Source organism: Segatella copri (genome assembly GCF_051861805.1).
GTDB classification, from domain to species: Bacteria; Bacteroidota; Bacteroidia; order Bacteroidales; family Bacteroidaceae; genus Prevotella; species Prevotella copri_M.
Window position 1 is genome coordinate 2,533,593 of record NZ_CP146520.1, and the last position, 20,687, is coordinate 2,554,279.

A 20,687-nucleotide genomic window follows, 5' to 3' on the forward strand; every position below is an offset into this window, starting at 1 on the left:
ATTGCTATTATACCCAGGGCGATGCCCTGGGCTAGGAGCTTCTGCCCTTTCAGGGCGTGTGGAGCTTACATGCGAAACTTGAGTTAATGATTCTACATCATGGATATCCAAGGATTGATTCTGGAATTCTATGATTTATGAATTCTTCACTTCCTCCAGTTCTTCTGAGAGAATCATCCAGCGGTCGTTTTCCTCATCGAGGGTATTCATCAGATTGGTGTATTCCGTAACCAGCTCCATGTTGGTGGCGTTCTCCGGCTTCATCAGCAGGGCATCGATTTCGGCTTTTCGGGCTTCCAACTTCTCAATCTTCGCCTCGCATTCCTTCACAGCTTTTTCAGCCTTGCGAATCTTCTTCTGCTGCTCCTTGTGCTCGGCATAACTGATTTTGCCGGAAGATGCCTCAGAAGAGGAAGCGGATGATGAGGCGGATGTTGAGGATGAACCCGATGAGGATGAACCTGATGAACCTGCCGAAGCGGATGAACCCGATGGAGATCCGGCAGATGCCATGCCCTTGCCACCCTGATTTGACAGCGCCTGGTTGATGCTCTCGGCATTGTGGGCACGCAGATAATCGTAGATGCCGCCCAGGTGTTCCCGAACCTTGCCGCCACCAAACTCATAAACCTTATCTACCAGGCCATCGAGGAACTCACGGTCGTGGCTCACGATGATAGCCGTGCCGTCGAATGCCTTGATTGCTTCCTTCAATACATCCTTCGACTGCATATCCAGGTGGTTGGTAGGCTCATCGAGAATGAGCAGATTCACCGGCTCAAGCAGCAGCTTGATCATCGCCAATCGGCTGCGCTCGCCACCGCTCAGCACCTTGACATACTTTTCTGATGTCTCGCCGCCAAACATGAAGGCACCCAGCAGGTCGTTTACCTTGAGACGCATCTCGCCCGTAGCCACATTGTCGATGGTCTGGAAGATGGTAAGGTTCTCATCCAGCAGCTGCGCCTGGTTCTGGGCAAAGTAGCCTATCTGAACATTATGACCTATCTTCAGATTGCCCGTAAACGGAATCTCGCCCATGATACATTTCACAAGGGTAGATTTACCCTCGCCGTTCTTGCCCACAAACGCCACCTTCTCGCCACGCTTGATGGTGAGGTTTACATGGTCGAAGACGGTATGCGAGCCGTAATCCTTACGCACCTCATCGCAGATAACCGGATAGTCGCCGCTTCTGAGGCAAGGAGGGAACTTGAGATGCATCTGCTTGTTGTCCACCTCATCCACCTCGATAGGAACGATTTTCTCCAACTGCTTGATGCGGCTCTGCACCTGCACAGCCTTGGTTGGCTTATAGCGGAATCGCTCTATAAAGTCCTTGATATCAGCTATTTCCTTCTGCTGGTTCTCGTAGGCACGCAGCTGCTGTTCACGGCGCTCGGCACGCAGCACAATGTACTCATCATATTTCACCCTGTAATCCTCTACCCTGCCGCAGGTAATCTCCAGCGTGCGGTTGGTTACATTATTGATAAAGGCACGGTCGTGACTCACCAGCACCACAGCCTTGGCACTCTGCGCCAGAAACTGCTCCAGCCACTGGATACTCTCGATGTCGAGGTGGTTGGTAGGCTCATCGAGCAACAGCACATCCGGCTTCTGGAGCAGAATCTTCGCCAGCTCGATACGCATGCGCCATCCTCCGGAGAACTCACGTGTAGGTCGCTCGAAATCCTCGCGGGTGAAACCGAGTCCGCTCAGGGTTCGCTCTATCTCAGCCTCGTAGTTTTCGCCGCCCATCATCATGTAGCGTTCGTGCTCCTGGGTGAACTTCTCCACCAGCTGGGCATAGCTTTCGCTCTCATAGTCAGTGCGGTCGGCCATCTCCTGCTGCATCTTGTCGAGGCGGGCCTTCATCTCGGTATTGTGGGCGAAAGCCTTTCGGGTTTCCTCCTTCACGGTGGTATCGTCCTGCAGTTTCATCACCTGTGGCAGGTAGCCGATGGTGGTTTCGTTAGGGATAGCCACCACGCCATCCGTAGGTTTCTGCAAGCCGCAGAGTATCTTGAGCATCGTAGATTTTCCGGCGCCGTTCTTTCCCACCAGGGCAATGCGGTCGCGGTCGTTAATGACGAAGCTTACATCATGGAAGAGTGGCTTTACGCCAAACTCTACTTTCAGTCCTTCTACTGAAATCATACTATTTATTATAGTTTATAGTTTACAATTTATAGTTATTGAAGTTTCGTAAGTGGTTCAAGTACGGGCTGAAGGCCCAAAAGCTCCTAGCCCAGGGCATCGCCCTGGGTATAATAGCAATCAACAAGGCGCCCTGTAAGGGCAAAAGCTTTGTAAATTGCCTGATTCTTTTGAAGCTTTTGCCCTTACAGGGCGACAAACTTGCGTCCATGATTACCCAGGGCGCTGCCCTGGGCTAGGAGCTTCTGCCCTTTCAGGGCGTGTGGAGCTCACTTGCGAAACTTGTGTAGTTTATAGTTTGCCTAACTACTTATTTCTTTCTTCCTACGAAAGAGTTTCTTCCTATGAAAGAGTTTCTTCCTACGAAAGAGTTTCTTCCTATGAAAGAGTTTCTTCCTACGAAAGAGTTTCTTCCTATGAAAGAGTTTCTTCCTACGAAAGAGTTTCTTCCTATGTAAAGAGTATCTTCCTATGAAAGAGTATCTCCTTACGGAATGAGCAGGGATGAATCGCCGTAGCTCAGGAAGCGGAAATCGTGAGAGAGGGCGTAATCATACACCTTCTTCCAGTCGCCATGCAGGAAGGCACTCACCAGAAGCAGGAGCGTGCTCTGAGGCTGATGGAAATTGGTTACCAGCATCTTCACTATCTTATAGGTGTAGCCTGGAGCAATGATGATCTGCGTGCTGGAGTGAAGGGCTTCCAATCCGTTGCGGTCGAGGTAATCGATAATCGCCTGGATGGCCTGCATCGGGGTGATGCCATCCACCAGGTTGCCATCTGCCGACTGCTCGTATGGATCCCACTGCTTAACATGCAAATCTTCCTCGCTTGCCTCAGGGTGCTTGATAAGATGCACGCCCATGTAGTAAAGGCTCTCGATGGTGCGCACGCTGGTGGTACCCACGGCGATGACCTGGCAATCGTGCTTGATCAGCTTTTCCAAACTGCGGCGGTGAACCACGATGTACTCGGTGTGCATCTGGTGGCCTTCAATCTCCAGACTCTTCACTGGCTTGAAGGTGCCGGCACCCACGTGCAGGGTTACTTCCTCACGGTCGATGCCATGGGCATCCAAATCCTTGAGCACGGCATCGGTGAAATGCAGACCGGCTGTTGGGGCTGCCACACTACCCTTTATCTTTGAATAAACAGTCTGATAGGTGGTCTTGTCGCTCTCCTCGGTCTTGCGGTTCAGATATGGAGGGATAGGCAACTCGCCCACTGCCTCGAGGATTTCGGCAAAGGAAACGTGCTCGTTGTCCCAGTCGAAATCCACCCAATAGTTGGTGCCGCCGCCCTTGGCTACCATTTCTGATGCTTCTACGCTGAGGGCATCGCCACGGCGCATGGTGGCAGAAAGGGTAAGCTGATGACCCTTGATTTCGAAGTTACGCTTCAGGCTGCCCTCCTTCCACTTCTTCAGGTTTCCAATCATGCAGAGCCAAGAGCAGTGACCCGAAGTCTGGAACATCAACTCATAGTCGGTTGGTGCGGCAGGCTCCATGAGGAACACCTCGATGAGTGCACCCGTTTCCTTGCGGAAGTGCATGCGTGCCTGGATTACCTTGGTGTTGTTGAACACCATCATGGCGCCCTTAGGCAGATATTCAGGAAGATGGTAGAACACATCGTCGCTCACCTCGCCGTGCTTGTAGACCAGCAGTTTGCTGTGGTCGCGCTGGGCGATAGGGAATTTGGCAATGCGTTCATCGGGTAACTCGTAATTATAATCGCTAATCTTAATATGTTTTGTTTCCATTATTCTACTTTGTAAATTTTATTAAACTGCCGTCATCATGCAGAGGGCACGGATGACTACATAGACCAATACCACCATCACTACGGTCATGATCATGTCGATGTCGTCGTGGTCGTAGCCCGTGCTGGTATACTGGTTGGAGATATACTTGATTTCCGGTGAGATGCGCCGATACATGCGATGGTAGAAAAGATAGACCAGAAAACCTACCACGCAGCCGAGCAGAATGCCCGTCAGCACATCGAGCGGATAGTGGACGCCCAGATAGAGGCGCGTCCAGCAGTTGACCAGTGACCAGATGACCATGGTGATGGTTATCATCCTGCTCCTGATGAGGAGCGAGAAGAACACGGCTAACGACATGGTGTTGGCGGCATGGGCTGAGCAGAAGCTGTAGTCCTTCATGCGCAGGTTGTCTACCACCTGCACGGAGTATTTCACCAGCGGGTCGTTGGATGGTCGCCATCTTTCAGCCAGCGGCTTGATGATGCCATCGGCGAATCCGTCGGCAAAGAGGATGCAGAGGAAGGCGGAGCCCACCACGAGTGCTATCTGCGACATGGTTTCGTTGTTGCGCATCACGACGATAAACAATACCACATAGAGTGGTATCCATGTAACGCCCGATGTCAGCACCACCGCCAACTGGTCGAGAATTACATTGTTGCTGCCGTTGAACCACTGCAGCACCTGAAAATCTATGTTTTGTATCGTACTAAAATCCATTACTATCTACTTTGAACTTCATTAAATCTCCTCTATTGCCTTGGTCTCTATCCAGCCTTCGCGGCCATCTCCTACGCGGATGCAGCGCCAGTCGGTCATGCCCTTGTCGATGATATCCACGCGGGTTCCCTCGTGGAGCACAAACTGGTCGGCGCTGTTCTTGGCTGGCGTCTTCTTGATGTTCACCGATGGAGAAATAATGATGGCACCGGTTCTGTTGTCGAGCGCCTGCTTCTGCTGGAAGGCGAAGAGATTGCTCAGCAGGAAGATGACGAAGAAGGCAAGTCCGCCAAAGAATCCTATCTTGCGGAGCATGAGCTGCGGACCGAAGAGATAGAGCAATACCAGCAGCAGCGCCATCACAATGCAGAGGATGCCGGTCTTAGCCCAGTTGTCAACGCTCGTGAAATTCACCAGCGACTTATACCAGGTTACGAAGAACATCTCGCTCTGCGGGGTAATCTTGTCGATGGTCTTGCTGCGGGCAAACTGCAGGTTGAAGTTGATATCGTCATCGCCCGGCGAAAGGAGGCGGGCACGCTCGTAGTTGAGCACCGCCTTGGTGATATTGTCCGTGCGATAGTAGGCGTTGCCGAGGTTGAAATAAATCTCGGCAGATTCGCCATTCTTCAGAATCTCCTCGTAGTCGCGGATGGCCTGCTGATAGTTGCCCTTCTGGTACTCCGTGTCGGCATTGTTCTTGGTCACCGCCTTGGCTGAGGTGCTGCCGAAGCAGATCATCGCCAGGAGCAGCCATACAAAGGAGTAGCCTGCCGGATGCTTCTTCTGGTTCTTGCGAGCCTCATTGATTGCATTTTCTATATCCATAATCGCTGTCATAGCCGACTCGAATGTGCGGTTCATGTTGCCGGCAGCATCGCCTGGCGCATAACGCTCGAACTCGCACTCATCCAGAGCCGTGGTAAACTTCTCTATTGTTGCATCATCCACGAAGTGGCGACCCAGGGTTTCACGGATGTTGTCGCGGTTGAGCTTCTCGGCTGGCATATTGAGCTTGTAGCTCATGTAGCCCCAGAGTGCTCGCATCACCTCATCGTAGAACTCGCCCTGCTTACCCTGAAGCATCAGCTTGTTGGCAAGGCGCAGACGCTTGGTGGCTATCTTTCCTGCCCTGTTGGAACGCTTCTTCACGATGTCGGCATTCTCGATGGCACGGCGGCGGAAAACGATGAGCAATACCACGAAGGCGATGAGCGGGATGAGGAGACTGATCCAATAGCCGAAGCTGCCGAAGAACATCTCGTCGGCCTTGTGCTGTTCTGCCTTGCCCAACTTGATGGTGTGGATATCCTTATCCTGGCTGGCGAAATCCTCAGACTCTGCCGATGTGCCATCGCCCTTCTCCACCTCTACCTTGAACGGCTGGGTCTTGATAGTCTTGTAGGCATTCTTGCTCGTATCATAATAGGTGAGCTCTACCGATGGGATGGTATAGCTGCCCTGGTTGCGAGGCACGGCAAGGAAATCGTAGACCATGTTGCCCTCTACGCCGTTGGCGGTGAGGCGGGTCTTGTCGGTTACCTTGGCATCATACTTGTCGAAATCCTTAGGGAAGTTGACCACCGGCTGCTTCAGCAGTTTCAGGTTGCCGATGCCGCCCACCACTACTCTCAGGGTGATTGGTTCGCCCGCCTTCACTTCTTTCTTATCGAGCGAAGCAGAGATATTGAACTTGCCCACGCCGCCCGAGAAGTTGGCTGGGCGCTGCGGCAGCGGATCCACCTGCAGGGTGATGCCCGGTGCCTTGATATCCTTCTTTACTTCTACGTAGCCAGAACCGCCGTTGAAGAACGCCTCCATCGGGTCTACGTTGCGGTTCTGCTGAACCACGATGCCCTTGAAGGTGATGGATGGAATCTCCAGCCTGCCCGTCATCTGAGGGTACATCACGTACTGGCTCCAGGTGACGCACTTGTATGGTCGGCCATTCACGGTTTCTGTGTGGAAGGTTTTCTGCTGTGGCAGCGGAACCTCCTGGGTGTGGAATCCCTTCAGGTCTGGCATCTTGCCTTCCAGCTGTGTGAGGTCCACCTGTGTATATACCTTATAGGTAAGGAGGATAGGCTCCTGCTCGTGAACTCTCTTCTTGCTGGCAGAGACCTTGATGAAGAGGTCGCTGCCCGAGATGGCAGATCCGGCGGAGCGCATACGAGGTTGGTCGTAGCTGTCCTGTCCGTGCATGTTGGGAGCGCCGTTGGTGCGCTGTGCATGTCCCGACACCTGAATCTTCACGGGGCGTGAAGACAGTCGTTTTCCTCCCACCAGAGCGTGCGAAGCCCCGATGGTGAAGCTGCCGTTCTTGGCGGCATAGAGGGTGTAAGTGATGGTTACGGATGATGAGGACGAGGTATGCCCGTTGATCATCTGGTAACTGGACTGCGAGGAAGTATACGGTCCTGCAATCACTTCCAGTCCTTCCTGCACCCCACCCATTCGGAATTCCTCCACATCACTGGTGTTGATGGTATAGGCAACACGGAAGTTCTCTCCTGCCGCGACGTGCGACGGAGCCGACACTGAGATATGCTGGGCATCTACATGCACATGGTAGCCCAACATCATCAGGAGCAATATGATATACCAACCTATTTTTTTCATATCAACTTTCTTTTATCTTATATTTGTTCCAATTTTTAAAACGTAAGTACACCTTATTATATATATAGGCAAGAATCCCTGTTTGGTGAAGGGAAGCAGTTACGCTTTCTACCAATTCTTGTCGTAGGCCTTTCTGCGAGGCTGGCTCATCGCCTTCTGCAGCTTTCGCTTGGTGGCCTGTTCCTGCTGAATCGCGGCATTGAGGAGCTGTTCGGCGTTGTCGCGGCTCATCTTGTCCTGATTCTGCTGGTTCGGATTCGAATGGTTCTTATTCTTGTCTTTATTCTTATCCTTATTATTCTTGTTCTGATCGTTCTTGTTCTGATCGTCTTTGTTCTTATCCTTGTTCTTGTCTTTATCCTTGTTCTTATCGTTCTTGTTCTTGTCTTTATTGTTCTTGTCCTTGTTCTTATCCTTGTTATTCTTGTCCTTGTTGTTCTGATTCTGCGGGTTGTTCTTGAGCAGTTTCTTGCAGAGGGCAAGATTATAACGGGTTTCATTGTCCTGCGGATTGCATCTCAGCGCCATCTTGTAGTATTCGATGGCCTGTGCGTACTCGCGGTGGTTCTGCATCACCACTCCCATGTTGTGATAGCTCTTGGAGCGGCGGAAGAGGTTGGGCTCCAGCTGCGCGGCATTGCCAAACTGCACCATCGCCAGCGAGTCTTTCTGCTGCATCAGCAAGGCACAGCCCAGGTTGTATATCGCCTGCGGATTCTTCTGGTTCTTGGAGATAGCCTTGCGATATTGGGTCTCGGCAGCTGCCCATTTCTGGGTCTTGAACGCCCTGTTTCCCTGGCGAATCAAGTTGCGGTCGGTCTGTGCGGCAGCATTTGTCGCACCGGCCAACAGGAAAGCCACAGTTACTATGATATAATGTATCGTGTTCATTTTAAAAACATTTTATGCTTTTGCCCTTTTAAGGCATTTTCTTGAATGGCGTTTTCTTGAAGAACTTAACGTTCCTGAGCAACGGATTCCTTACTTCCATCATGCATACCTCGATGATGAGGAGGAGGATAACCAGGATGCCTACAGCCTGGAACTGCTCATCGTAGGCACTGTAGATTACACTGGTCATTTCGCCCTTCTGCAACTTGGTGAGCTCGTTGTTCAGCGCCTTCTCTGCATCGCTGGTATTATCCACGTGGATATACTGACCCTTGCCAGCCTGTGCCAGCTGGCGGCACATCTGCTCGTTCAGGGCAGTCATCACCGTGTTGCCGGCGTTATCTTTCAGATAAGAGCCGTCGCCCATCGGGATGGGTGCTCCCTTGGCATTACCTATACCCAGGATAAACACGTTGATGCCCTTCTTGTTGGCCATCTGCGCAGCCTCCTGTGCACCCTCTTCGTGGTTTTCGCCATCGGTAATCACGATGATGGCCCTGCCCACGTTGTCTTGCTGGGTGAAGCTCTTGGTGGCGAGGCTGATGGCCTGTCCGATGTTGGTGCCCTGGGTCTGGATGAGACCAGGGGAAATGTTCTGCAGGAACATCTTGGCAGAAACGTAGTCGCTGGTGATAGGCAACTGCACGAAGGCATCGCCTGCGAAGACGATGAGACCAATCTTGTCGTTGGTGAAGTTATCAACCAGATTCTCTATCAGCATCTTGCTCTTGTCGAGACGTGACGGAGCCACATCTTCGGCAAGCATGGAATTGGAGATATCAAGACAGATCATGGTTTCGATGCCATTTCGCTTCTCGTTCGAAATCTTGCTGCCCATCTGTGGGCGTGCCACCATCACGATGAGCAATGCCAAGGCTGCGAGCATCAGCACGAACTTCACCGTGGGGCGGTATTTAGATATGTGGGGCATCAGCTGCTTGAGCAACTCGGGGTCACCCAACTTTCTGAGCTTTGCCCTTCTCCTTCTCCAACCTATCAGGCGAACCAGCACCAGTGCCGGTATCACCCACAACAGCCAGAGAAATGCGGGATCTTCAAATCTTAACATGGTTATATTTATATTATTTCTTTAATTCCATCAAGGGATGCGGCGAAGCCAGGTGATGCGGAGCAGAATCTCTACCAGCATTATCAGCAGGGCGGCAAGGGCGAAAGGCTGATACGCCTCATAGCGCTTGGCGAAATGCTTCACATTGAACTTCGATTTCTCCAGTTTATCAATATCCCGATAAATCTTCTTCAGTTCGGCATTGTTGGTAGCGCGATAGAAGTTTCCGTCGGTGGTCTGCGCAATGTCGCGAAGCGTCTGCGTATCAATCTCCACAGGGATGTTGACATACTGCACGCCTCCTGCCACCGGCATCGGATAAGGCGCCACCTTGTTGGTGCCCACGCCGATGGTGTAGACTCGGATGCCATAGCTCTTGGCTATTTCGGCTGCAGTCATCGGCGAGATGTCGCCCATGTTGTTACTTCCATCCGTGAGCAGGATTACCACCTTGCTCTTCGACTTAGAGTCCTTAAGTCGGCTCACGGCATTCGCCAGACCCATGCCCACTGCGGTACCGTCGTCGATGAGTCCGCGGGCGGCAATATCGGTTCTTGTATCCTGCAACAGGCGCAGCAGACTGGCGTGGTCGGTGGTCATCGGGCACTGGGTGAACGCCTCGCCCGCAAAGATGGTCAATCCGATGTTGTCGGTAGGACGGCCAGAGATAAACTCGTTGGCCACATCCTTTGCCGCCTCCATGCGGTTAGGCTTCAAATCCTCGGCAAGCATGGAGGTAGAAACGTCCATGGCAAGCATGATATCGATGCCCTCCACCGTCTTGTTGTCCCAAGAATAGTGCGTCTGCGGACGGGCCATGGCGCAAACGATGAGCACGAAGGCGATGCATCTCAGCACCATCGGCAGATGGATGAGTCGCACGCGCAGGCTCTTGGGCGCAAACTGATACATTCTCGTATCGCTCATGCGCATCGTAGGCTCGCTCTTCTTCCTGCTCAGGAAATACCATAATATATAAGGTATCAGCAGCAGGAGCAGCAGAAAATATGCTTTACTTGCAAATTCCATTTTTCGTTTTATTTAATAAAGTTACTGAACTTTCGCAAGTATCTCACCAACACGCCCTGAAAGGGCAGAAGCCCCTAGCCCAGGGCAACGCCCTGGGTAATGATGGATGCAAGCCTGTCGCCCTGTAAGGGCAAAAGCCTTCAAGTACCAGGCAATATACAAAGCTTCTGCCCTTTCAGGGCGTGTGGAGCATACTTACGAAACTTGAACAAAATTACATCACGAGCATGGCCACCTGGTAGATGATATAGCCCAGGATGCCGGCTACACTGAAGCCTCCCACCCAGAGCAGGGTCTTGATGAGGCGGCGCTGCTGCTGACTCTTCTGGTCTTCGCTGCTGAGCGTAGGAACTATCTTCTCTTCCTTAGGCTGCTCATCGGTCTTCGTCTGGTCGATGAAATTGATGGCGTTCACCAAGTTGGCATCGTTCTCGTTCATCGGAATCTCATACTTGGCAAACTTCACGAGGTCGGCGGTGGAGAAGAGCATTCTCAACTCGTCTATCATCTTCTGGTCGCCCGAAGCACGCAGGTTGTCGATAATCTCTGAACTGGTCATTTCCATCGCATTGAATCCGAATCGGCTCACGATATATGCGCGGAGCGCATTGGTAAGATGGGTGTAGTACTCCTTCTGGGTTTCCTGGTTGGATGTGGTGTGATGCTGCTTGATGTCGTTGATTTCCTTCAGTGCCTTCTCGTGGGCAGGAACCCGCTTGATGATGCGGATGCGGGTGATGATAGGCTTGTTCTTCTTCAGTCGGTTGCGCAGATAGAGCATTGCGCCACAGATGATTATCATCAGAAGACTCAACCAGAAGGCGAAGCTCCACTCACTCCAGAGGAATGGGTTATCCTGCACCGTCTTGGGAGGATAGAACTGGTTGGGATGCACCGTATCCACGGGCACCGTGAGCACCTTCAGTGCCAGGGGATTGCCGTGGAAGCTCTTGCCGTCTATCTTCACATTGAGTGCCGGGATGGCATACACCTTCTCATCAAAGGAGGTGATGGTATAGTCGCGGCTCACCACCATCTGGTCGTCGCCCACCTGCGATGTATCCCCCTTCTGCTCCACCACCTCGATGCCAGGAATAATCTGATCTTGCGGCTTGAAGGATGGCATCACCACCTTGGCACCTTTTCGGGCGGTAGCCTTGAGATGCAGGATGGTCTGCTGTCCGATGAGCATCTGCAAGGAGTCGATGCGCTGCTCCACGGTCTGACCGAAAGCCAGTGCCGAGCAGCCCATCAGCACCATCGTCAATATAATATTTCTTATTTTCAACATTGTTGCTTTACTTTGAACTTTGAGCTTTATGATTAGTAAAGCCGTAGAATTCTTCATTCTTCACTCTTCACTCTTCACTCAATTTATCCTCTTTGTTTGAACAGTGTCAGGAGCGACTTGGAGAAATCCTCGTTGGTCGCTATCGAAGTCCAGTCTACCTTGCTCTTGGCAAAGAGCTGGCGCAGCTGGTCCTGGCGTCGCAGCCAGTTCTGGGCATGCGCTATTCTCAGCTTCTTCGAACTGGTATCGATATACATCTCGTGCCCCGTCTCAGCATCCATTACCTTAATCAATCCCACATCGGGCAACTGCTTTCCACGAGGGTCGTATACCTGGATGCCCACCACATCATGCTTCTGATTGGCAATCTGCAGGGCATGCTGGTAATCCTTCTGGTCGTAGAAGTCGCTGATGAGGAAGGCGGTGCAATGGCGCTTCATCACACGGGTGAAGTATTCCAGGGCGCAGCCGATGTCGGTGCGCTGGCTCTGAGGATGGAAGTCGAGCATCTCTCGGATGATATAGAGGATATGCTTTCTTCCCTTCTTGGGCGGGATATACTTCTCAATTCTGTCGGAAAAGAAGATGACACCTATCTTGTCGTTGTTCTGAATGGCACTGAAGGCCAAGGTGGCAGCTATCTCGGTTGCCAGGTCGCGCTTCATCTGGCGCATCGTACCGAAGTCGAGCGAACCACTCACATCCACGAGCAACATGACGGTGAGTTCTCGTTCCTCCTCGAACACCTTAACGAAAGGGCGATGGAAACGGGCTGTCACATTCCAGTCGATGTCTCTCACGTCGTCGCCATACTGGTATTCGCGCACCTCGGCAAAGGCCATTCCCCTGCCCTTGAAGGCTGAGTGATACTGGCCTGCGAAGATATTCTGGCTCAATCCGCGAGTCTTGATCTCAATCTTCCGAACCTTCTTTAAGATATCTTGTGTATCCAAAATCCTAATCTATTAACTATTAACTATAAATTATTACCCAATCAAGGCACTTCCACCTTGTTGATGATGCGGCTAACGATTTCCTCGCTGGTGATTTCGCTCGCCTCTGCCTCGTAAGAGAGACCGATGCGGTGGCGGAGCACATCGTGAGCCACGGCACGCACATCTTCTGGAATCACATAACCGCGATGCTTGATGAAGGCGTAGGCACGGGCTGCCTTGGCAAGCGAGATGCTGGCACGAGGACTGCCGCCGAAGGTAATCATATCCTTCAAGTCGCCCAAGCCGTAACGCTCAGGATAACGGGTGGCGAAGACGATGTCGGCAATATACTGCTCAATCTTCTCGTCGATATAAACCTCGTTTACGATGCTGCGTGCCTTCAGGATTTCCTCTGCTGTGGTTACAGGAGTAACGGTTGGCAGACCGCCCTGGATATTCTCACGGATGATGAGCTTCTCTTCCTCGATGGTAGGATAGTCGATAATGACCTTGAGAAGGAAACGGTCAACCTGCGCCTCTGGCAACTGATAGGTTCCCTCCTGCTCCACCGGGTTCTGGGTAGCCATTACCAGGAATGGATTAGGCAGTTTGAAAGTCTGCTCGCCGATGGTAACCTGATGCTCCTGCATCGCCTCGAGCAAGGCACTCTGCACCTTGGCAGGCGCACGGTTGATCTCATCAGCCAGAACGAAGTTGGCGAACACAGGACCGCGCTTTACATGGAAGGCTTCGTCTTTCTGCGAATAGATCTGCGTTCCCACCACGTCGGCAGGCAGCAAATCGGGTGTAAACTGTATGCGGCTATAGTCTGCACTGACCAGCTGTGACAATGTCTTGATTGCGAGGGTCTTCGCCAAGCCCGGCACACCTTCGAGCAAGATGTGACCATCAGAGAGAAGACCGATGAGGAGACAGTCAACGAGGTGCTTCTGACCTACGATGACCTTGTTCATGCCCATTACCAGGTTGGTAACGAACTGACTCTGTTGTTCAATCCGGATATTCAATTCACGGATATCAATAGCTTCTGCCATAATTCTTATAATATTATTTTACGTTTAATTCAACTTTTGCAGGGAATTAGGGTGTCTTTTTACACCCTCAACCTTAAATCAAACGCAAAAGTACTGAATTATGAGCACAAAAGCGAAAAAAGCAAACTAAATAATATTAAAAATGTTTCACAAAAGCTATTTTTAGAAACTTTTAATGAAACCGCTCTCATTTTTTAAAGAAACCTTTCCATATTTTAAACAAACCATTCTAACTGTACGGTTAAAACGGGCTGAAAGCCCAAAAGCTCCTAGCCCAGGGCATCGCCCTGGGTATAATAGCAATCTGTAAGACGCCCTGTAAGGGCAAAAGCTTTGTATATAGCCCAGTATTTTAAAGCTTTTGCCCTTTCAGGGCGACAAGTTTGTGTCCGTAATTACCCAGGGCGATGCCCTGGGCTAGGGGCTTCTGCCCTTTCAGGGCGTATTGGGTAATTTCAACCGTACAGGTCGAAAACATTCCCATACATGAAATGAATCTTAAACAAAATATCATATATGGGAATGGTTGAAGATAAATCAAATACTAGCGGTTGCGATGTTTCATATACCAGGGATGTACTAAGAAATTATACAAGATTAGCGACAATCCTGTGAGTATCATGCCTGGATAAAGCAGTTCGTGGATGGTGGAATTGAAGATGACGCTATGCTCGCCGGGAAGATGCTGACAAGCACTATCCTGAAGCACAAAGCCCAGAGCTATGCCCAGAGTTATACCCAACTCCCATGCCAAAAAGAAGGAACTGGTGCTCGTTCCGCGCTGGCAATGCTTGGCCAGCTTGATGTAGAAAAGCAGGAAACGGCTGCCGATGACACCCATTCCCAAGCCCAGCAACACGGGCACAAGTACTTCTACAGCAAAGTCTTGGTCGTTCAGCGACACGAACTCTGCCGCACCTATCAATATCAGTCCCACGACAACCTGGCTCTTCAAGTCGGCATCGGCAAAGACGTATTTCTCTGCAATCACAGCCACCACCAAGCCTGCCAGCAACATCAGATAAACCGTCAGATTATGCGGAATGGCGAAATACATTCCTGCACTTGCCATAATCAGTACGATGTTGACAAACAGCGGGATTCCCTGAGGCAGGAAGAAGCGGTCGGAGCTGAAAAGCGGCATGTGATCAGCAGGTGCCTTGAAAGGAAACTTTACCCGGGACACCAGCACCAGAGCACCCAGCGCCAACAGAAAAGCCACCGGGAAGGTGAGGCGCATATTAAAAAAAGTGCAAATGAGCCACTCCAGCACGGGACCCGTAGCAATGGAGAAACGGGCAAACCAGGAAGTGATGTAGTTCGCCTCCGTGCGCTGGAAAGATTCGCAGGTATCTATCACCAGCGTACTGGCAAGCGTCATCTGAGCCAAGCCCAGAAAGGCACCCAGCACCACCCGCATCGCCACTAGCACCTCGAAACCAAACTTGATGTTCCAGAAGGTATCCAGATAGTAGAGGACAACGTGGCAGACGGCTACACAGCAGATGGAAAACTGGCATACCCTGTTGCGGCGGTAGCGCTGCACTAGATAGGAACAGAAACCGCCGAGCAGGAAGATGCCCAAGCCGTAGGCTCCCACCACAACACCAACCTGCCAAGGGCGATAGCCTTCCTTCGTCATAAAATAAGGTATGCCAAGGATGAGCATATAGACACTCGTCATCAGCAGCAGGTTGGCAAAGCAGAGCCGCCAGAAGTCACGATGCCACAAATTCACGTGTATGGGTGTATTTTGTGTATCCATAACCAATTTAAAACTAATAACTCTCCTCTACACTTGGATATTCTGTGCTCTTAACAGCATCGATGTAAGCCTTCACGCCTTTCTGCATCTCCTCGCCTACCTGGGCGAAGTGGCGCAGGAACTTAGGCTTGAAACCCTGGGTCATTCCCAGCGCATCAGCATAAACCAGCACTTGACCATCACAGCCGTTACCCGCTCCAATACCGATAGTTACGGCTTTTACCTGACGTGTTACTTCAGCCGCCAACTTAGCAGGAACCTTTTCCAGAACGATGGCAAAAACACCTGCCTTATCCAGGGCGATGGCATCGCTGATGAGTTTCTGGGCCTCAGCCTCTTCCTTGGCACGGATGCCGTAGCCGCCAAACTTGTTCACGCTCTGTGGGGTCAATCCCAGATGACCATGCACCGGAATACCGGCATCTACCATCGCCTTGACGGTATCAGCAATCTCCACTCCACCTTCGAGCTTCAGGGCATCCACGCCCGTCTCCTTCATCATGCGGCAAGCGTTGCGCAATGCCTCTTCCTTGCTGATCTGATAACTGCCAAACGGCATATCGCATACCACAAAGGCATGCTTGCAGGCACGTGCCACGCTGCGGGCATGGTAAATCATCTGGTCTACAGTGATAGGCAAGGTATCATCATTACCTGCCATCACGTTGCTGGCTGAATCGCCAATCAAGATACTATCGATGCCTGCTGCATCCAGAATGCCTGCAGTAGTAAAGTCATAAGCTGTAAGCATCGTCACCTTCTCGCCTGCCGCCTTCATCTCGGCAAACGTCTTGGTTGTAATCTTCTTCTTATCTGTAGATAAATATCCCATGATTATTTATTTTTTGTAATTATCAACGATTTTCACTAAGTCGGCAAAGGTGAAGCCTTCGTAATCAGGAATCACGTAGTCGCTGTAAGGGGCGATGGATTCCGCAGAATTGGTGGTAGAGAGACCGAGGGTGAAAGCTCCCGATGCACGCACCGCCTTCAAGCCATTGAAGCTGTCTTCCAGACCCACGCACTCTGATGGCTGTGCACCGAAGCAGGCAGCTCCCTTCAGATAGCAGTCTGGATCTGGCTTGCTCTTGGCGAAGTCCTCGCTGGTGAGCACGCGGTCGAAGTAGCCCTTGAACTCTGGGTGCTGCTTATACACATTGAGCATCTTCTGAATATTGCTACTCGTTACTACAGCGCACTTTACGCCATTCTGCTTCAACTCTTGGATGAAGTTCTCCACGCCCGGAATATAAGGGTATTTCATATCCTTCTCAAACTCATTGAGTCGGGCTGTAATCTTATCCTGTTCTGATTTCGGGTCGGTATAGCCTTCAATATGAGCGAAGACTGAATCCTCGGAGAAGTACTTATCGTAGATTTGTACCAGAGTTTGTCCCTTGATTCTATACTCGAAGTCAGGAATTTCCGGATGATACTCTCTTCCTATCATTCCCCAGAAGATGGAATACTGTGATTCTGTCTCGAAAACCACGCCATCCAGATCGAATAAAGCTGCCTTTATCATTATGTATTTCTTATCTTTTTATTTATATTTATTATTATCTATGTTTACGTTTTCGAGCCTTTTTCTGCTCTACGACATCTTTTTCGAGTGCAAAGGTACACATTTTTTTAATAAGTCGAGCCCAAAATCATAATAAATATATAAAAAAAGCTATATTATTTTGAATTGTCACTAATTTGGGCTAACTTTGCACATTATTATATAGGCTACATGCCCTGGTTGAGCAGAGGCATAACAATAACAGTTTAAAAAAATACAGAATGAACATCATAGAGAAATATTTCACTCATCTCACGGATGAGCAGAAGAAGCAAATCGCTGCACTCGACGAGTTGTACCGCGACTGGAACAACAAGATCAATGTCATCAGCCGCAAGGATATCGACAACCTCTACGAGCATCATGTGCTTCACTCCATGGCCATCGCCAAGGCAATCAACTTCCGTCCGGGCACCGAGATTCTCGACTTCGGTTGCGGTGGCGGTTTCCCTGGCATCCCACTCGCCATCCTCTTCCCTGAATGCAAGTTCAAGCTCATTGACGGAACCGGCAAGAAGATTCGTGTATGCAACGAGGTAGCCTCAGCCATCGGACTGAAGAATCTCGTGGCTGAACATCTGCGTGGCGAGGACGAGAAGGGAAAGTATGATTTCGTGGTGAGCCGTGCCGTGATGCAGCTGCCCGACCTGATGAAGATCATCAAGAAGAATTTCAAGAAGAAGGGACAGAACGCCCTGCCGAATGGTCTGATTTGTCTGAAAGGCGGCAACCTGCAGGAAGAGCTCAAGGATTATCGCAACGTGGCGGAAATCACCCCACTCAGCACCTTCTTCGAGGAAGAATGGTTCAAGCAAGACAAGCAACTCATCTATGTTCCAGCATAAATACAAAGTAAAAATGTTACATATTGAAAGATTCCAAGTCAACATGTTGCAGGAAAACTGCTATGTTGTAAGCGATGAGACCAAGGAATGCGTCATCATCGACTGCGGTGCGTTCTATCCAGAAGAGCGCAACGCCATCACTCACTATATCCAGAAAAGCGAACTCAAGCCAGTACATCTGCTCGTTACCCATGGCCATCTGGACCATAACTTCGGCAACGACACCATCTACAAGGAGTTCGGACTGAAGCCGGAAGTTTCACAGGGCGACGAGAAACTGATGAAGGGACTCAAGCACCAGGCAGAAACCTTCTACCAGATGCAGCTGGACACTGACTTCCCTCCTATCGGTCATTTCTTCGAGGAAGATGAAGTCATCAAATTCGGCAATCACGAATTCAAGATCATCGAGACCCCAGGTCACAGCAACGGATCCGTCACCTTCTATTGCGAGGCAGAGCACGTAGCCTTTACGGGCGACACTCTCTTCAAGAGCTCTATCGGCAGAACCGACTTCCCTGGCGGCAGCATGTTCCGCATCATCAACAGCCTGCGCCATCTGGGCATGCTCCCAGACGAGACCCAGGTGCTTCCGGGTCACGGCGAGGCAACCAGCATCGGCGAGGAGTTGGCACACAACCCATACATGGACCGATAAGCTGAGACAAGACAGAAAGATTAGGAGTTAGGAGTTTTTAGGGATGATATCAAAAACACAGACGAAACCGAATACGGAAAAGATAATCCTGGGCATTGACCCGGGTACCAACGTGATGGGCTACGGCGTGATTCGCGTGATGGGCAACAAGGCAGAGCTGGTGGTGATGGGCGTCATCGACATGCGCAAGGAGAAGGACCCCTATCTGAGACTGGGCAAGATCTTCGAGCGGGTGACGGGCATTATCGACTCCTACCTGCCCGACGAGATGGCGATTGAGGCACCTTTCTTCGGAAAGAACGTGCAGTCGATGCTCAAGCTGGGAAGAGCCCAGGGCGTTGCCATCGCTGCCGCCATCCACCACGACGTCCCCATCCACGAATATGCTCCACTGAAAATCAAAATGGCTATCACCGGACAGGGACAGGCTTCCAAGGAACAGGTGGCGGCAATGCTGCAGCGCATGCTCAACATCAAGGAAGACGAAATGCCGAAGTTCATGGATGCCACCGATGCCCTGGGTGCCGCCTACTGCCACTTCCTGCAGATGGGAAGACCCGAAACGGGTGCCAAGCACTACAGCAGCTGGAAGGACTTCGCCCAGAAAAACCAGGGACGCATAGGCGGAGGCAACGGCATGACCGGACCGCAAGCCAAACTCCTGGCTGCCATCAACCGAACTACGCACAAGTAGCATTCATTGCGAACACATATATAATATATGTATTGCACAACACATAAATCACAATTTTAAGAGAGATGCAAAAGATTATTAGCATTAAGGATGGCGTGACTCGTATGCCGGAATGGCGTATGGCCGAGCCAGTGAACTTTGAGTCTTGCGAAGGCGAGCACATCGCCATCGTAGGACCAAACGGTGGTGGAAAGTCGATGTTTGTTGACATCATTGTCGGCAGACACCCTCTGTTAATGCACGACCCGGATTATGATTTCTCGCCAAGCACCAAGACGCTGGTGAGCGACAACATCAAGTATATCACCTTCCGTGACACCTACGGAGGCGACAACGACCGCACCTATTTCCTGCAGCAGCGATGGAACCAGCTTGAAATAGACGAGAATACACCGATTGTGAAGGATAAGCTGGAAGAGGCTTACAGCATGGCGGGCGAGGATACTCCTGAGCGCCGCGCATTGCAGAAGCACATCTACGAGCTCTTCCACATGGCGCATCTGCTCGATAAATATACCATCCTGCTGAGCAGCGGCGAGCTGCGCAAGTTCAAGCTGGCCTCTACCCTCTTCTCTGAGCCACGTGTCCTCATCATGGACAATCCGTTTATCGGACTCGATGCCGACACCCGCGACCAGCTGAAGGAACTCCTCAAGACGCTTGCCCAGGAGCATGCCCTGCAGATTATCCTCGTATTGAGCAAGAGCGACGACATTCCTGATTTCATCACCCACGTAGTGGAAGTGAAGGATATGAAGGTGATGCCGAAGCTGACCAAGGAGGAATATCTCGCCCAGCGCGCCCCTATCCCAAGCAGAATGCTGAGCCAGGAACTGGAGCAGCAGATTCTCAACCTGCCTTACAGCGACCGCGAGTACAAGAGCCAGGAAGTGGTGAAGATGAACAAGGTTCGCATCCAATATGGCAAGCGCATCATCCTGAAAGACCTCGACTGGACCGTGAACAACGGCGAGCGATGGGCACTGAGCGGACAGAACGGAGCCGGCAAGAGTACCCTCTTGAGCCTGGTCTGCGCCGACAATCCCCAGAGCTACGCCTGCGACATCGCCCTCTTCGGCAATCCTCGTGGCAGCGGCGAGAGCATCTGGGACATCAAGAAGCACATCGGCTATGTATCGCCAGAGCTTCACCGTTCCTACCAGCGCGACCTTCCAGCCATCCGCATCGTAGCCAGCGGACTGATGGATTCCGTAGGCCTCTATGTAAAGCCTAAGGAGGAAGATATGGGCAAGTGCCGTTTCTGGATGAAGGTATTCGGACTGGAAGGATTGGAAGATAGAGGCTTCCTGAAGCTCTCAAGCGGAGAGCAGCGTCTGGTTCTCCTTGCCCGTGCCTTCGTCAAGGATCCGGAATTGCTCATCCTGGATGAGCCATTGCATGGTCTCGACAATCACAACCGCCGTCTGGTGAAGGACATCATCGAGGCGTTCTGCAAGCGCAACAACAAGACGATGATTATGGTGACACATTATAAGGAAGAACTTCCTGCATGCATCGACCACAGCATCTTCCTGATGCGACATGCATAATATGAAAATCCCCCAACCTGCTATGAATCTCAAGCAGGTTGGGGGATTTTCATATCCTTTCCTTAAAGAAAAAA

General features: G+C 51.1%; 17 protein-coding genes. 4 read left to right on the forward strand and 13 right to left on the reverse strand.

What is annotated here, in order from left to right:
* Positions 1-135 precede the first annotated feature (135 nt).
* From V8Z93_RS09850 to V8Z93_RS09910, 13 genes are all read right to left on the reverse strand, one after another.
* On the reverse strand, positions 136-2,160 hold the full coding sequence (locus V8Z93_RS09850; protein WP_439431397.1) for an ABC-F family ATP-binding cassette domain-containing protein: 2,025 nt from the start codon (positions 2,158-2,160) through the stop codon (positions 136-138).
* Positions 2,161-2,647: 487 nt separating this feature from the next.
* The gene (locus V8Z93_RS09855) at positions 2,648-3,922 is read right to left on the reverse strand and encodes an S-adenosylmethionine:tRNA ribosyltransferase-isomerase (RefSeq protein WP_439431398.1); all 1,275 of its coding nucleotides are present in this window, start codon (positions 3,920-3,922) and stop codon (positions 2,648-2,650) included.
* A 21-nt stretch (positions 3,923-3,943) separates the two neighbouring features.
* On the reverse strand, positions 3,944-4,648 hold the full coding sequence (locus V8Z93_RS09860) for a phosphatase PAP2 family protein (RefSeq protein WP_203038402.1): 705 nt from the start codon (positions 4,646-4,648) through the stop codon (positions 3,944-3,946).
* 21 nt (positions 4,649-4,669) lie between these two features.
* Positions 4,670-7,267: a BatD family protein gene (locus V8Z93_RS09865; RefSeq protein ID WP_439431399.1), complete on the reverse strand. Its 2,598-nt coding sequence runs from the start codon at positions 7,265-7,267 to the stop codon at positions 4,670-4,672.
* A gap of 108 nt (positions 7,268-7,375) precedes the next feature.
* The gene (locus V8Z93_RS09870; protein WP_439431400.1) at positions 7,376-8,158 is read right to left on the reverse strand and encodes a tetratricopeptide repeat protein; all 783 of its coding nucleotides are present in this window, start codon (positions 8,156-8,158) and stop codon (positions 7,376-7,378) included.
* A 28-nt stretch (positions 8,159-8,186) separates the two neighbouring features.
* Entirely contained in the window at positions 8,187-9,227 is a 1,041-nt protein-coding gene (locus V8Z93_RS09875) for a VWA domain-containing protein (RefSeq protein WP_203038399.1), read from the reverse strand.
* A gap of 30 nt (positions 9,228-9,257) precedes the next feature.
* Complete coding sequence (locus tag V8Z93_RS09880) at positions 9,258-10,256, reverse strand: vWA domain-containing protein (RefSeq protein ID WP_439431401.1); 999 nt, start codon at positions 10,254-10,256, stop codon at positions 9,258-9,260.
* 214 nt (positions 10,257-10,470) lie between these two features.
* The gene (locus V8Z93_RS09885) at positions 10,471-11,547 is read right to left on the reverse strand and encodes a hypothetical protein (RefSeq protein WP_439431402.1); all 1,077 of its coding nucleotides are present in this window, start codon (positions 11,545-11,547) and stop codon (positions 10,471-10,473) included.
* An 83-nt stretch (positions 11,548-11,630) separates the two neighbouring features.
* A complete protein-coding gene (locus V8Z93_RS09890; protein ID WP_203049352.1) occupies positions 11,631-12,500 on the reverse strand; it encodes a DUF58 domain-containing protein in 870 nt (289 codons plus the stop codon).
* Positions 12,501-12,541: 41 nt separating this feature from the next.
* Positions 12,542-13,537, reverse strand: coding sequence for an AAA family ATPase (locus V8Z93_RS09895; protein ID WP_218412256.1), 996 nt, complete (start codon positions 13,535-13,537; stop codon positions 12,542-12,544).
* 544 nt (positions 13,538-14,081) lie between these two features.
* The gene (locus V8Z93_RS09900) at positions 14,082-15,302 is read right to left on the reverse strand and encodes an MFS transporter (RefSeq protein ID WP_218412257.1); all 1,221 of its coding nucleotides are present in this window, start codon (positions 15,300-15,302) and stop codon (positions 14,082-14,084) included.
* Positions 15,303-15,315: 13 nt separating this feature from the next.
* Positions 15,316-16,134: a 3-methyl-2-oxobutanoate hydroxymethyltransferase gene (gene panB / locus V8Z93_RS09905; protein WP_439431403.1), complete on the reverse strand. Its 819-nt coding sequence runs from the start codon at positions 16,132-16,134 to the stop codon at positions 15,316-15,318.
* A 6-nt stretch (positions 16,135-16,140) separates the two neighbouring features.
* Positions 16,141-16,827, reverse strand: coding sequence for an HAD family hydrolase (locus V8Z93_RS09910; protein WP_439431404.1), 687 nt, complete (start codon positions 16,825-16,827; stop codon positions 16,141-16,143).
* Positions 16,828-17,087: 260 nt separating this feature from the next.
* Between V8Z93_RS09910 and rsmG the strand changes: the two genes are divergently transcribed.
* The 4 genes from rsmG to V8Z93_RS09930 all read left to right on the forward strand — a co-directional run bounded on the left by rsmG (position 17,088) and on the right by V8Z93_RS09930 (position 20,613).
* Positions 17,088-17,711, forward strand: coding sequence for a 16S rRNA (guanine(527)-N(7))-methyltransferase RsmG (gene rsmG, locus V8Z93_RS09915; RefSeq protein WP_203038391.1), 624 nt, complete (start codon positions 17,088-17,090; stop codon positions 17,709-17,711).
* A gap of 13 nt (positions 17,712-17,724) precedes the next feature.
* Positions 17,725-18,369, forward strand: coding sequence for an MBL fold metallo-hydrolase (locus V8Z93_RS09920; protein WP_203038390.1), 645 nt, complete (start codon positions 17,725-17,727; stop codon positions 18,367-18,369).
* Positions 18,370-18,412: 43 nt separating this feature from the next.
* Positions 18,413-19,063 (forward strand): crossover junction endodeoxyribonuclease RuvC, encoded by a 651-nt coding sequence (gene ruvC, locus V8Z93_RS09925; RefSeq protein WP_203038389.1) that lies wholly within the window; start codon positions 18,413-18,415, stop codon positions 19,061-19,063.
* Positions 19,064-19,128: 65 nt separating this feature from the next.
* The gene (locus V8Z93_RS09930; protein WP_439431405.1) at positions 19,129-20,613 is read left to right on the forward strand and encodes an ATP-binding cassette domain-containing protein; all 1,485 of its coding nucleotides are present in this window, start codon (positions 19,129-19,131) and stop codon (positions 20,611-20,613) included.
* The last annotated feature ends 74 nt before the right edge of the window (positions 20,614-20,687 follow it).